Below are 13471 nucleotides of genomic sequence, written 5' to 3' on the forward strand. Positions count from 1 at the left end.
TCCATATTCAATGGATCAATCAATACAGACAGATTGTGTTGGCGTAAACTGCTGTGCTTGTTAAAATCATGCCCAACTTGAGCAAATAACTGAATTTACCCACAAAGTTATTGACTTCGTTTTCTAGTAGAATTAACAATTACAGCATTTGGCAGGTGCCTAACTATTGCATTCATTGCGTTATTTTCGCAGACTTAAGCAGTTTTCTTGGCTGTAACATAAGTTACAACTGATTCAACTAAGTTGTCATTCAATATTATTGAGGTTTCTCTTCACATGACCATCGACTTTAAGCAAGACATTCTCGCCCCTGTTGCTTCTGATTTTGCCGCGATGGATACATTTATTAATGAAGGGATTACCTCTAAAGTCGCGTTAGTGATGGCGGTTAGTAAGCATGTGGTCGAAGCTGGCGGTAAGCGCATGCGTCCAATTATGTGCTTACTTGCTGCCAAAGCTTGTGGTGCAGAAGATTTAGAGCGTCAACGTAAACTGGCTGCAATTATTGAAATGCTGCATACCGCAACTTTGGTGCATGATGATGTGGTGGATGAGTCTGGTTTACGTCGTGGTCGACCTACTGCTAACGCCACTTGGAATAACCAAACAGCGGTTTTAGTCGGTGACTTTTTAATCTCCCGCGCCTTTGACTTATTGGTCGATTTAAACGATTTGGTATTGCTAAAAGACTTTTCTACAGGGACTTGTGAAATTGCCGAAGGTGAAGTTTTACAATTACAGGCACAGCATCAACCTGACACTACAGAACAAATTTATTTAGACATTATTCACGGCAAAACTTCACGTTTATTTGAACTTGCCACTGAAGGTGCAGCAATTTTAACAGGCACGCCACAGTACCGTGAGCCGTTGCGTTTATTTGCAGGACACTTTGGCAATGCCTTCCAAATTATTGATGATATTTTAGATTACACATCAGACGCTGAAACATTAGGTAAAAATATTGGCGATGATTTAATGGAAGGCAAACCAACTTTGCCTTTAATCTCTGCATTAAGAAATACCACTGGCGAACAACATCAAATTATTCGTCGCAGTATTGCGACAGGTGGTACTTCTGACCTCGATCAGGTTATTGCCATTGTGCAGTCCTCTGGCGCTCTCGATTATTGCCGCCAACGTGCCACAGAAGAAACAGAAGCCGCTATTGCCGCTTTAGAAGCACTGCCAGACTCGGAGTATCGTCAGGCCTTAAAGAATTTAGCCTTATTGGCTTTACATCGCATTCAATAATTTAAGCAGCTTATGCATATAAAACTCAACGATTTATTTAGAAAAATGCAAGAACAGCTGGATACACCAAAAGCTGTTCTGGATGAAAATCTGCTGATTGAACTGGTCAATCGTATCCGTCCAAGTGACACTCAAGATTTAGAAGAAACTCATCAAAAGTTTCAAGCTTTCTTACAAGCCTTGCTGCTGACACCCGATGCCAGCTCAACCTTGCAACATTTTGTTTTACGTCTAATCAATCAATACAAACAAACCAGTTTATATGCCGACACGGGAATTTTATCGCTCGATGGTTTTTGGAATCAGTTGTTTCAGCGTTTGGGCGCGCACTTTTTACCGCTGATTAATGATGAAAGCCAACTGCAAGATTTAGTCCGTCGAGTTTTTCCACTACGTAGTGATAAATACTGGCTCGACAATATTGAAGATACCGAATGGCAGCAATTATTTACTTTACTGAATCGCGGACATGGCGGACAAACACAAAAACGCCTGATTCGCAGTGAAATTATTAAAGCTCTAACAGTGCTGTCATATCGGGTCAGCGGCATTGGTTTATATCCTGAATTTATTAGTGCCTATCCTGAACTAAGTGAATATGATTCACCTTTTTTGGCACAAAACCGCGAAATCAACGAGTTTATTCAGCTTTATAAAGTTGCCGATCAACAACACGATCAAATCAGTGCCATTCAACCACCCGATGCCTCTCAAGCTTTAGTGATGATTGACCAATGTCATGATGTCAGCAGTAAAATTCGTCGTGCTACTAAACGAACTGGCGTCAGCATCAGTCTGACCTACTTATTGTCTTTACTTGAACAATGTTTAGAGCGGATTGAACTGTTGCTGAATTTAATCGTGGCGCAAGACAAAGTCCGTTATGTTTCGGCAGGACAATTACTGGTAGATGTAACTGCGGCATTGTATAGCGAACGCAGTGTACGCTCCTTGCTTGCAGAAAACAGTGAGTTAATTGCCTTACAAGTCACTGAAAATGCCAGTAAAACGGGTGAGCATTATGTAAGTACCGACAAAGACGGCTTTTGGGGCATGTATAAAGCTGCGGCAGGTGCAGGTGTTTTAATTGCCACGATGGCGACTTTAAAAACCCTCGCCTCGCGTTTAGTGCTCGCTCCGATGATGCAGGCCATCATCAACAGCATGATTTATTCATTTGGTTTTATGCTGATTCATGTCTTGCACTTTACTGTTGCCACCAAACAACCCGCAATGACTGCTGCAGCATTGGCTTCTACGGTACAGCATCGTAAAGGCTCTAAAATGGCACAAATTGCCGAACTTGCTGCCTTAATTATTAATATTATCCGCACGCAGTTCGTCGCCATTTTGGGCAATATCTCGATTGCCATTCCAGTCGCAGCCTTAATTGCTTTTAGTTGGGATGCCATGTTGCATGAACCGTTGATGTCACATGCCAAAGCATCCAATATGCTGCACGACTTGAATCCGTTTACTTCACTTGCCATTCCACATGCCGCCATTGCAGGGGTATTTTTATTTCTGTCTGGTTTGATTGCAGGTTATTTCGATAACATGGCCGTGTATCGTAAAGTCGGGCCACGCCTAAAAGCCCATCTGCATTTAAAAAAGCTACTCGGACAAGAACGTCTCAATATATTTGCCAATTATATAGAACGAAACTTAGGGGCTTTGGCAGGTAATTTCCTGTTCGGGATTATGCTCGGCAGTACCGCTACGCTGGGTTATATTTTGGGTTTACCGATTGATATTCGCCACATTGCCTTCGCTTCTGCCAACTTTATTCAGGGTTTAATGAATATTAATGGCTCACCTGAAATTGGCCTGATTATTGTGTCCTTTTTAGGCGTGCTGCTAATTGGTTTAACCAACTTATTTGTCAGCTTTACTTTAACCATTATTGTGGCATTGCGTGCGCGTCGGGTACGTTTTGAACAGTGGAAACCTTTGGCAAAATTGGTGCTGACTCACTTCTTAACCCGTCCAAGTGATTTCTTTTGGCCACCGAAACAACCAATTACAGTGGATGACGATTCATCCTCAAATACTGAACGAAATGCTAAAATTTAGTGCACATTTACATTGCGCACAAAGTAACAAAAAAAGAAATTCTTCTCATTTACATTGGCTTGAAATAAAGTGTACTGACTAGTACACTTTATTCCATTCATCAACCGTGCTCAAATCGGTTAAACTTACAGGGATTTTTAGCATGCCTAAAATACTGCTTTATCTCGGTAGTTTACTATTTATAATAAGTGTGTTAGTGCTAAACATTCCAAGTTGGCAACAATTTGATGTTGCCAGTGTGGAGTTTTTAAGTACCCAGCGCACCGCACATTTGAATCAATTGGCAATCACACTTTCTGTATTAGGTGGCATGCCATTTGTATTATTTTTAACCTGCCTATGGTGTTTCTATTTGGCATGGTATAAAAAATACACAAAAATTGTTTTTATCAGTGTAGGACTGGTCGTAAGTATTGCGCTTTCATGGCTGCTCAAATACCTATTCGCGCGACCTCGCCCGCCTGAAGCATTGCATTTGGTGGAAACTTTTGGCGCATCATTTCCAAGCGCTCATAGTTTTTATGCTGCAACTTTAGGTTGTTTGGTGATTTACCTGAGTTTGCAACATCCAGCGCATAAAATTTTGTCTGTGTGCGCGTGGTTATGGATGTTGCTGATGGGCATTTCCCGTGTGTATCTGGGAGTGCACTATCCTTCAGATGTCCTCTCTGGTTGGAGCATAAGTTTTATTTGGATCACATTGTGGTATCTGTTTTGCGCTCAATATCTGCAAGACAAACCAATACATAAGTTTAGATAAAAATCTAATAGAGGTGAAAGAATGATGTCTGCAAAGCTTTGGGCTCCTGCCCTGACTGCTTGCGCATTAGCCACAAGTTTAGCACTTGTGGGTTGTAGCAAAGATCCAAAAGATGCACAGCAAGCAGGTGCAGCTCAGCAAATGCCACCGACTGAGGTTGGCGTACTGGTGGCACAGCCACAAAGCGTGGAACAGTCTGTAGAACTGTCTGGACGTACCACAGCCTTTGAAATTTCAGAAGTTCGCCCACAAACCAGTGGTGTGGTTCTGAAACGTTTATTTACCGAAGGCAGCTACGTGCGTGAGGGTCAGGCGCTTTATGAAATTGACTCACGTACCAACCGTGCCAGTCTAGACAGTAGCCGTGCAGCACTCACCCGCCAGCAAGCGCAATTGAATGTGTTACGCATTAAAGAAGGTCGTTACCGTCAACTGGTGGGTAGCAACGCCATTTCTAAACAAGAATATGATGACATTGTGGCCCAGGTCAAACTTGCCGAAGCCGATGTTGCTGCGACTCAAGCAGAAGTACGCAATGCTGAAATTAACTTAGGTTATTCGACTGTACGCGCACCAATTTCAGGACAAACCAACCGCTCTACCGTGACTGCAGGTGCACTGGTTACGGCGAGTCAAGCGGAACCCTTAGTGACGATTCAGCGCTTAGACCCAATTTATGTAGACATCAATCAGTCTAGCGCAGAATTACTTCGCTTACGTCAGCAACTGAGTCAGGGCAGTTTAAACAGCAGCAACAACACCAAAGTGAAGTTAAAACTTGAAGATGGTAGCTACTACCCTGTTGAGGGTCGTTTGGCTTTTTCTGATGCCAGCGTGAACCCAGAAACAGGCACCGTGACTTTACGCGCCGTGTTCCCTAATTCAAATCACTTATTGTTGCCTGGTATGTTTGCGACTGCGCAAATTGTGCAAGGTGTGATTCCTAACGCAATCTTGATTCCACAAGCTGCGATTAGCCGTACACCTACTGGTCAGGCAATGGCGATGATTGTGAATGCTAAAGGTATTGTTGAACAGCGTCCTGTGACCACAGTCGGTACGCAAGGCAGCAACTGGATTGTGACTGAAGGTCTGCAAACTGGCGATAAAGTCATTGTAGACGGTGTTGCTAAAGTAAAAGCTGATCAGCAAGTGGTTGCTAAGCCGTATCAACCTCAAGGCGCTGCTCCGCAAGCCGCACCTGCCGCACCAGCAAAATCGGGTGATGCCAAACCAGCCTCAGAAGCCCAAGCCACTGAACCAAAAGCTACTTCAAATACATAAGGAGTAGACGTTAATGGCTCACTTTTTTATTCATCGCCCCATTTTTGCATGGGTGATTTCATTGGTGATCATGTTGGCGGGGATTATTACCCTCACCAATATGCCAATTGCCCAATATCCGACCATTGCACCGCCAACGGTCACCATTGCTGCAACCTATCCGGGTGCATCTGCTGAAACTGTAGAAAACACAGTTACGCAAATCATTGAACAGCAAATGAACGGCTTAGATGGATTGCGCTATATTTCATCCAACAGTGCGGGTAATGGTTCTGCATCCATTACTTTAAACTTTGAACAAGGTATCGACCCAGATATTGCACAGGTTCAAGTACAGAATAAATTACAATCTGCTACGGCGCTGTTGCCTGATGATGTGCAACGTCAAGGCGTGAAAGTGACCAAATCAGGAGCGAGCTTCTTACAGGTTCTCGCTTTTTATTCACCTGACGAAAACCTTTCTGCCGATGATATTAAAGACTATGTTAACTCTAACATTTCTGAACCGCTGAGCCGTGTTGCTGGTGTCGGTGAAGTTCAAGTCTTTGGTGGCTCATACGCCATGCGTATTTGGATGGATCCTGCCAAAATGGCAAGTTTGCAAGTCACACCAAGTGATATTGCTCAAGCGATTCGTACCCAAAACGCACAGGTTGCGGTAGGTCAATTGGGCGGTGCACCTGCAACTCAAGGTCAAGCTTTAAATGCGACGGTAACTGCGCAAAGCTTGCTGCAAACACCTGAACAATTTAGCAATATTTTCCTAAAGAATACCGCTTCGGGCGCTCAAGTGCGCTTGGGTGATGTCGCACGAATTGAACTTGGTGCAGACAACTATCAGTTTATTTCCAAATACAACGGTAAGCCTGCAGGCGGTGTCGCGATTAGACTGTCTACAGGTGCTAACGCCCTAGATACTGCTGCTGCTGTGGAAGAACGTCTCAAACAGTTACGTCCAAACTACCCTGCGGGTTTAAAGGATGAATTGGCCTTTGATACCACACCATTCATTGAACTTTCGATTAAGAGTGTTGTTAAAACTTTAATTGAAGCGATCATTTTGGTCTTTATTGTGATGTTCCTGTTCTTGCAGAACTGGCGTGCCACAATTATTCCAACCATGGCCGTGCCTGTGGTAGTACTGGGTACTTTTGCCGTGATCAATATGTTTGGCTTCACGATTAACACTCTGACCATGTTTGCCATGGTACTGGCGATTGGTTTATTGGTCGATGACGCAATTGTCGTGGTGGAAAACGTAGAACGTGTCATGGTCGAAGAACATCTTGACCCTGTAGCGGCGACTGAAAAGTCAATGAAACAGATTTCAGGCGCACTGATCGGGATTACCTCGGTATTGTCTGCGGTATTTATACCTATGGCATTCTTTGGTGGAACAACAGGCGTTATTTATCGTCAATTCTCTATTACTCTTGTGACTGCGATGGTGTTGTCACTGGTGGTGGCGTTGACCTTTACCCCTGCCCTGTGTGCCACAATTCTCAAACAGCACGATCCAAACAAACCTGAAAGCAACGGTATTTTTGCGCGTTTCTTCCGCTGGTTTAACAGCAGTTTTGATAAGCTCTCGGTTAAGTATCAAGGCGGTGTTAACCGCATGACACATCATAAAATCTTCTCGGGGGTTTTATATGCAGTGGTACTGGGCATTATTGTGTTATTGTTCCAAAAACTACCATCATCATTCTTACCTGATGAAGATCAGGGTGTGGTGATGACATTGGTTCAACTCCCGCCAAATGCGACTCTGGAACGTACTGAAGCCACCATGACCAGCATGAGCAACTTTTTCAGAGAAAATGAAAAAGAGCATGTGGAGTCGGTATTTAGTGTTTCGGGCTTCTCTTTTACAGGGATTGGTCAAAACGCAGGTATGGCATTCATTAAGCTAAAAGACTGGAGTGAGCGTACGAGCCCCGAATCACAAGTCGGTGCAATCATCCAGCGTGGTATGGCACTGAACATGATTGTGAAAGATGCCACTTACATCATGCCATTACAGCTTCCTGCGATGCCAGAATTAGGGGTCAGCTCAGGCTTTAACTTACAACTGAAAGATGCTGCGGGCAATGGTCACGAAAAACTCACCATGGCACGTAATATTGTCTTGGGTGAAGCAGCGAAAGACCCACGCTTAATGGGGGTGCGTCCAAATGGTCAGGAAGATACGCCACAGTACCGTATTATTATTGACCAAGCGCAAGCAGGTGCGGCAGGTGTCAGCATTGCTGAAATCAACAGCACCATGAGCATGGCTTGGGGTGGTTCGTACATCAATGATTTTATTGACCGTGGTCGTGTGAAAAAAGTCTATGTTCAAGCTGAATCAGACTCACGCATGATGCCTGAAGACCTGAACAAGTGGTATGTCCGCAACAATAGTGGTGATATGGTGCCATTCTCTGCCTTTGCAACAGGTGAATGGACTTATGGTTCACCGCGTTTGGAACGCTATAACGGCGTATCTGCCAAGAACATTCAGGGTTCACCTGCGCCAGGTGTCAGCTCTGGTGAAGCCATGCAAGCAATGGAAGAAATTGTCGCAAAACTACCTTCTATGGGCTTAAACGGCTTTGATTATGAATGGACAGGTTTATCGCTTGAAGAACGTGAATCGGGCGATCAGGCACCATTCCTCTATGCACTGTCATTACTGATTGTATTCTTATGTTTGGCAGCCTTGTATGAAAGTTGGTCTATTCCATTTTCGGTGCTGTTGGTGGTACCGTTGGGTATTGTCGGAGCATTATTGCTCACCTTCAGTGGTATGATTTTGTTCAAAAACCCGAACCTATCCAACAACATTTACTTCCAAGTGGCAATTATTGCCGTGATTGGTTTATCTGCTAAAAACGCGATTTTGATTGTGGAATTTGCCAAAGAGCTACAAGAAAAAGGTGAAGACCTGTTTGAAGCCACTTTGCATGCTGCAAAAATGCGTTTACGTCCAATCATTATGACCACGTTGGCCTTTGGTTTTGGTGTATTGCCGCTTGCACTTTCATCAGGTGCGGGTGCAGGTAGCCAACACTCGGTCGGTTATGGTGTTTTAGGTGGTGTGATTAGCTCAACCTTGTTAGGTATTTTCTTTATTCCTGTATTCTATGTCTGGATTAGAAGTATCTTTAAATACAAACCAAAACAACAAAATCATCAGGAGCATGTATCGTGATGCAAAACTTATGGTCGCATACAGGCCGTGGTATTGCGGTTTCTGCCCTCGCGCTTGCTTTGACAGCTTGTCAAAGTATGCGTGGGCCAGAGCCCGTCGCTCAGGCAAGTATTCCAAGCAGCTATACTGCTGCTGCATCGGGTATTTCTGTGGCTGAACAAGGTTATAAAGATTTCTTTGCCGATCAACGCTTATTACAAGTCTTAGATATGGCATTGAACAATAACCGTGATTTACGCACAGCGACGCTGAATATCCAACGTGCCCAACAAGCCTATCAAATTACCGAAAACAACCAGTTACCTACCATTGGTGCTAGCGGTGGCGTACTACGTCAAGATCAAGGTACTGCTTTAGGAACTCACACACGCTATAACGTTGGTTTAGGTGTCACTGCCTACGAACTAGATTTTTGGGGTCGTGTACGCAGCCTAAAAGACAATGCCTTAGATAATTTCTTGGCAACTCAAAGCTCGCGTGATGCCACACAAATTGCTTTGATTGGTCAGGTCGCACAAGCATGGCTCAACTACTCGTTTGCCAATGCCAATTTGAAACTGGCAGATCAAACTTTAAAAGCTCAGCTTGAATCTTACAATCTTAACAAAAAGCGTTTTGATGTGGGTATCGACAGCGAAGTACCTGTGCGCCAAGCACAAATTTCGGTAGAAACAGCACGTAATGACGTTGCCAACTATAAAACCCAAGTCGCGCAAGCACAAAACTTGCTGAACTTGTTGGTGGGCGAACAAGTTCCAAGTGCATTATTGCCAACGCAGCGTGTAACACGTATTACTAACAATACCGCAATTGGTGCAGGCTTACCTAGTGACTTGCTAAATAACCGCCCTGATATTCGTACTGCAGAATATCGACTATCGGCTGCGGGTGCCAATATCGGCGCAGCAAAAGCTCGTTTATTCCCAAGCATTAGCCTTACGGGCAATGCAGGCTATGCATCAACTGACTTGAGCGATTTGTTTAAATCAGGCAGTTTTGTTTGGGCAGTGGGCCCGAGCATCGACTTGCCAATTTTTGATTGGGGCACACGCCAAGCCAACATCAAAATTTCTGAAACGGATCAGCAAATTGCTTTGGCAGACTATGAAAAATCAATTCAGTCTGCGTTCCGTGAAGTAAATGATGCCTTAGCAGTTCGTCAAAATATTGGTGATCGTTTAGCGGCACAAAAACGCTTGGTTGATGCGACCAATACCACTTATAAATTATCTAATGCACGCTTCCGCGCAGGCATAGATAACTATTTAACCGTGTTGGATGCACAGCGTACGTCTTATGCAGCAGAACAAGGTTTATTGTTGTTGGAACAAGCCAATTTGAACAATCAGGTGGAGTTATATAAATCTTTGGGTGGCGGTGTAAAAGCCAATACTTCAGATGCCACTTCGCAAGCTGCATCATCGGCAGAACGTAAAGCGCAATAAGCCTTTGCTTCTACCTAAATTTGCTGCTTAACAGCTCAGACACAAAGACTCAATCAGCTCACTTCGGTGGGCTTTTTTTATTGCTTTTTGCCAATACATTTCATATCTTCAATACGTCTTGTTTTAAATATTAGAATCTTATGTTGCTCAGTAATCTTGAATCTGTACCGGGTCATCGTATTTCACGGCAAATTGATGTGGTTTATGGCAGCACCGTACGCAGTAAGCATGTGGGGCGCGATTTGTTGGCTGGACTCAAAAATATTGTCGGTGGTGAATTAACGGCTTATACCGAATTACTAGAAGAATCACGCCAAGAAGCAATGGATCGTATGATTGCAAAGGCACGTGGTTTAGGTGCCAATGCTATTGTTGGGATTCGCTTTTCTACCTCAAACATTGCCCAAGGTGCTTCGGAATTATTTGTTTACGGTACAGCAGTGGTGGTCGAAGCAGATATTCCTAAACTTCCAGACCCATTTCCAGCATCACATTAAAGCAAAGATTATTGAACAGGAATAACATCACATGGATAATTTAATTCTGCAAATTGTTGTCTTTGCGATTTTATTTGCCGTAGGCTTTGGTTTTGGGCGACACAACGAACGCAAACATTTCAAATATTTAGCCGAGCAAGAACTGCGTTTAAGTTATATTCAGATTGATAATAACCGCTTCCAGACCAGTCCCAATTTTGGGCAATTGATACACAGCAATGTGGTCATTTCTCATGATTATTTTAAGTTTGTGATTGCCAATATTCAGAACTTCTTTGGCGGGCGCTTGACCAGTTATGAAAGTATTGTCGAGCGGGCGCGTCGTGAAGCCATCGTCCGTTTAAAATTAGAAGCTGAAAAAATGGGCGCAAATCATATTATGGGGCTGCGTTTAAGCACCACAGAATTGGGGATGCAAGGCGGCATGGTCGAAGTCTTTGCTTATGGAACGGCGGTTCAAAATAGCGTTAGTCAATTCTCTGCAAAACGCTGAGTACATCTTTCAGCGTTTGTAAAGAATTTAGTATAAATACTGATCTCGATAAGGCTGAGGAATTTGATATTGCCGACCATCAAATTTTAAAGTGAAACGCTGTTGAGTAGACACTCGTTTAGTTTCTTTGCAATTTTCTAAATCGCCCGACATTTCATAATGTTGAATACGATCACGTAATTGCATATCAAAATATTGTCGAGTTGTATTTCGCAAGATCATTAAAATAGCTTTGCTTTCTATTACTTTGGCATTACAACGTGTATCGGTTTCTGCCTGATAGCGCGCTACGATTAAGCCGTTTAAAATTTTCTTGTTATGTTGTAAATCATATAAATCGAGTACTTGCGCCGAAAATGGATTGGCACTTGAACGTCCTGCATAATTCCTTCTTAAACCAATTGCCCTTAAGCTTTCAGAAACTTGATACGGCGCCAAATCTAATTGGATAGAACGCAGTTCAATTGCATCTGAAGGCAAAAGCTCTTTCACGTGATAGATTGAATGAAGCTTTTGCGTTTTACTATTTACGGTTAAAAAAGTCAGCTGATAATCATCTACAGGTTGATCATCTTTTGTCTGAGTTTCAGCATAAGCAATTAAAGTTTGTTCAGGAACATTGGGGAAATCTGCACAAGCCAAAAAGTCCTCATTCACTGTGGTTGTATTTGTGTGCTGTCGTAAAATCTTTTCAATATATTCAGGTTGTTTACACAACGAATCATCGTTTGTTTGTAATTTGGCAAATGTCGTTTGAGTCATCCCTAAGAAAGCGAAAAGCCACGCGCTGATAAAAAAAAAACCTTTCATTATTAAACGCATGGCTCATCCTTCTTTTTGTTTTTATTATTTTATTTTGAAGTCACTTTGATTAAAAATTACTTCACTTTGGTTTTACGAATCATTTTATATAAAGTACTTGGCGATAAACGCGACACCAACACGCCCAGTTTTTCTTTAGCGCCCCCGACCACGATATATTCATCGCCTGCCATGAGTGCTTCAACTGTATTTTTAGCAAAAACATCAGCATCTAAACCATTTTCAATGGCTTCATCTTGATGTCCTTGTGGTTTGCCTTCACCATTTAATGCATTAAAAGACACATTGGTATTTACAAATCCTGGGAAAACAACTGAAACCTGTACGCCCTGCTCCGCTACTTCGGCACGCAAACTATTCGCCCACATGTGAATAGCACTTTTCGCTGCAGAATATGACGCGCGATATTGCGTACCCAATAATGCTGCAACACTAGATACAAAAATAATGCGACCATGTTTTTGCTGTAAAAAGGTCGGCAAGACAGTTTTGGTCAGAAAGACCTGAGAAAAATAATCCACTTCCATAATGGTGCGTTCAGTCTGCATAGTGGTATCGGCAATTAAAGCGCGCTGACTTAAACCTGCATTATTAATTAGCCAGTCAATGCGTCCTTTACGTGCCAAAACTTGTTCATACGCATGTAACACCTGACTTTCATTGGTGATGTCTGCACATACAGAAAGATGACGTTCAGGATTCAGCAAACTCACGCGTACTTTTTCAAGTTCTTCATAACGACGTGCGGTTAAAATCACTTGTGCACCTTGTAAAGCACACTCTTTTGCCAATGCCTTACCAATGCCAGAAGATGCACCTGTAATCCACACCACTTTATGTTCCAAGTTTTCCCGTTTTGCCATAACCGTTTGTCCGCGTTATTTAAAAATTTAAGTCATCAAAATTTAAGTCTTAGGTTTTACAGGATGCTGCAAAAACCCAAGAAAATGGTTTAAATATATCTCTGCACTTTCCAAATCGAATTGCGCACCCATTTTTTCTAGGCGTTTATACCCCAGTTGCGTAGTCAAATGAATCACGCCGTTTAAAGTTTTATCGACCACCAAATTAAATTTCAGCATTTTTTTCGGATCACGAATTAAATAACCCACGCCCTGATCAATAATTTGAGTAAACCCTTTAAATGCAGGCGCAATACATGCACTGTTGCCCTGCCGAATTTGCTCAATACAACCCAACGTTTCTTTCATAACAATACTATCGACAGGATAAGTCACAAAACCTTGCCCTTCCTGCTGATACATCATGCTTGCCAGATAATTCACCATAGGCGTTAAGCGTTCATTGCCAAAAAACGACACCGACCATGGCATATATTTTTGCATGGTTTGTATGACTTGCTGAATAATTTTTTCAGATTCACCATCCAGTGAATGACTAGAACGTGACAATTCACCAAAAAGTTGCTCAATAATTTCACAAGAAATATCGGTCAGTACCGCCCCCAAAGCTTTAGATAAACTTTCCGATTCACCTGCATTGAGTTGTTGATGAATGTGTTGAAATCTTTGATATGTTTCTGGTTTTAATTTTAAAGATACAGCATAAGTCATAACTGAACTTGCCTATTTTGACCGTATTGATGTGTTTTCATCTATTTTAAAATCCATTGCTTAAACCCAGTTTAAA

At 42.7% G+C, this 13471-nt stretch carries 11 protein-coding genes; 8 read left to right on the forward strand and 3 right to left on the reverse strand.

The features are described from left to right. Positions 1-276: 276 nt before the first annotated feature. The 8 genes from sdsA (at position 277) to FTV43_RS01555 (ending at position 10999) form a co-directional block, all read left to right on the forward strand. Complete coding sequence (gene sdsA, locus FTV43_RS01520) at positions 277-1254, forward strand: All-trans-nonaprenyl-diphosphate synthase (RefSeq protein ID WP_104853134.1); 978 nt, start codon at positions 277-279, stop codon at positions 1252-1254. A 12-nt stretch (positions 1255-1266) separates the two neighbouring features. Beyond that, positions 1267-3327, forward strand: coding sequence for a site-specific recombinase (locus FTV43_RS01525; protein ID WP_004972279.1), 2061 nt, complete (start codon positions 1267-1269; stop codon positions 3325-3327). 142 nt (positions 3328-3469) lie between these two features. After that, entirely contained in the window at positions 3470-4087 is a 618-nt protein-coding gene (locus FTV43_RS01530; protein WP_004972280.1) for a phosphatase PAP2 family protein, read from the forward strand. A 21-nt stretch (positions 4088-4108) separates the two neighbouring features. Continuing rightward, on the forward strand, positions 4109-5371 hold the full coding sequence (locus FTV43_RS01535; RefSeq protein ID WP_179994703.1) for an efflux RND transporter periplasmic adaptor subunit: 1263 nt from the start codon (positions 4109-4111) through the stop codon (positions 5369-5371). Positions 5372-5384: 13 nt separating this feature from the next. Beyond that, positions 5385-8564, forward strand: a complete 3180-nt coding sequence (locus FTV43_RS01540) for an efflux RND transporter permease subunit (protein ID WP_179994704.1) — start codon at positions 5385-5387, stop codon at positions 8562-8564. Beyond that, positions 8564-10009 carry a multidrug efflux RND transporter AdeIJK outer membrane channel subunit AdeK gene (adeK, locus tag FTV43_RS01545; RefSeq protein WP_179994736.1) on the forward strand — a complete coding sequence of 482 codons (1446 nt, stop codon included), beginning with the start codon at positions 8564-8566 and terminating at the stop codon, positions 10007-10009. The genes FTV43_RS01540 and adeK overlap by 1 nt, the downstream gene beginning before the upstream one ends. Before the next feature lie 140 nt (positions 10010-10149). Next, positions 10150-10506 (forward strand): YbjQ family protein, encoded by a 357-nt coding sequence (locus FTV43_RS01550; protein WP_019837046.1) that lies wholly within the window; start codon positions 10150-10152, stop codon positions 10504-10506. 31 nt (positions 10507-10537) lie between these two features. Beyond that, positions 10538-10999, forward strand: coding sequence for a YbjQ family protein (locus FTV43_RS01555; RefSeq protein ID WP_004972286.1), 462 nt, complete (start codon positions 10538-10540; stop codon positions 10997-10999). A 27-nt stretch (positions 11000-11026) separates the two neighbouring features. Here FTV43_RS01555 and FTV43_RS01560 read toward each other — a convergent pair whose 3' ends face one another. The 3 genes from FTV43_RS01560 to FTV43_RS01570 are packed head-to-tail and all read right to left on the reverse strand — an operon-like array spanning position 11027 to position 13395. Beyond that, on the reverse strand, positions 11027-11821 hold the full coding sequence (locus FTV43_RS01560; protein WP_179994705.1) for a hypothetical protein: 795 nt from the start codon (positions 11819-11821) through the stop codon (positions 11027-11029). A 56-nt stretch (positions 11822-11877) separates the two neighbouring features. Then, complete coding sequence (locus FTV43_RS01565) at positions 11878-12684, reverse strand: SDR family NAD(P)-dependent oxidoreductase (RefSeq protein ID WP_178319247.1); 807 nt, start codon at positions 12682-12684, stop codon at positions 11878-11880. Positions 12685-12726: 42 nt separating this feature from the next. After that, positions 12727-13395 (reverse strand): hypothetical protein, encoded by a 669-nt coding sequence (locus FTV43_RS01570; RefSeq protein ID WP_104853126.1) that lies wholly within the window; start codon positions 13393-13395, stop codon positions 12727-12729. Between the last annotated feature and the right edge of the window lie 76 nt (positions 13396-13471).

Origin of the sequence: Acinetobacter sp. YH16053, assembly GCF_013417035.1 — a bacterium.
GTDB lineage: Bacteria > Pseudomonadota > Gammaproteobacteria > Pseudomonadales > Moraxellaceae > Acinetobacter > Acinetobacter towneri.

What these genes read in the sequence shown, in the direction of transcription:
- sdsA (WP_104853134.1), top strand. Translation starts at nt 277, where the DNA reads ATGACCATCGACTTTAAGCAAGACATTCTCGCCCCTGTTGCTTCTGAT.
- FTV43_RS01525 (WP_004972279.1), top strand. Translation starts at nt 1,267, where the DNA reads ATGCATATAAAACTCAACGATTTATTTAGAAAAATGCAAGAACAGCTG.
- FTV43_RS01530 (WP_004972280.1), top strand. Translation starts at nt 3,470, where the DNA reads ATGCCTAAAATACTGCTTTATCTCGGTAGTTTACTATTTATAATAAGT.
- FTV43_RS01535 (WP_179994703.1), top strand. Translation starts at nt 4,109, where the DNA reads ATGATGTCTGCAAAGCTTTGGGCTCCTGCCCTGACTGCTTGCGCATTA.
- FTV43_RS01540 (WP_179994704.1), top strand. Translation starts at nt 5,385, where the DNA reads ATGGCTCACTTTTTTATTCATCGCCCCATTTTTGCATGGGTGATTTCA.
- adeK (WP_179994736.1), top strand. Translation starts at nt 8,564, where the DNA reads ATGCAAAACTTATGGTCGCATACAGGCCGTGGTATTGCGGTTTCTGCC.
- FTV43_RS01550 (WP_019837046.1), top strand. Translation starts at nt 10,150, where the DNA reads ATGTTGCTCAGTAATCTTGAATCTGTACCGGGTCATCGTATTTCACGG.
- FTV43_RS01555 (WP_004972286.1), top strand. Translation starts at nt 10,538, where the DNA reads ATGGATAATTTAATTCTGCAAATTGTTGTCTTTGCGATTTTATTTGCC.
- FTV43_RS01560 (WP_179994705.1), bottom strand. Translation starts at nt 11,821, where the DNA reads ATGCGTTTAATAATGAAAGGTTTTTTTTTTATCAGCGCGTGGCTTTTC.
- FTV43_RS01565 (WP_178319247.1), bottom strand. Translation starts at nt 12,684, where the DNA reads ATGGCAAAACGGGAAAACTTGGAACATAAAGTGGTGTGGATTACAGGT.
- FTV43_RS01570 (WP_104853126.1), bottom strand. Translation starts at nt 13,395, where the DNA reads ATGACTTATGCTGTATCTTTAAAATTAAAACCAGAAACATATCAAAGA.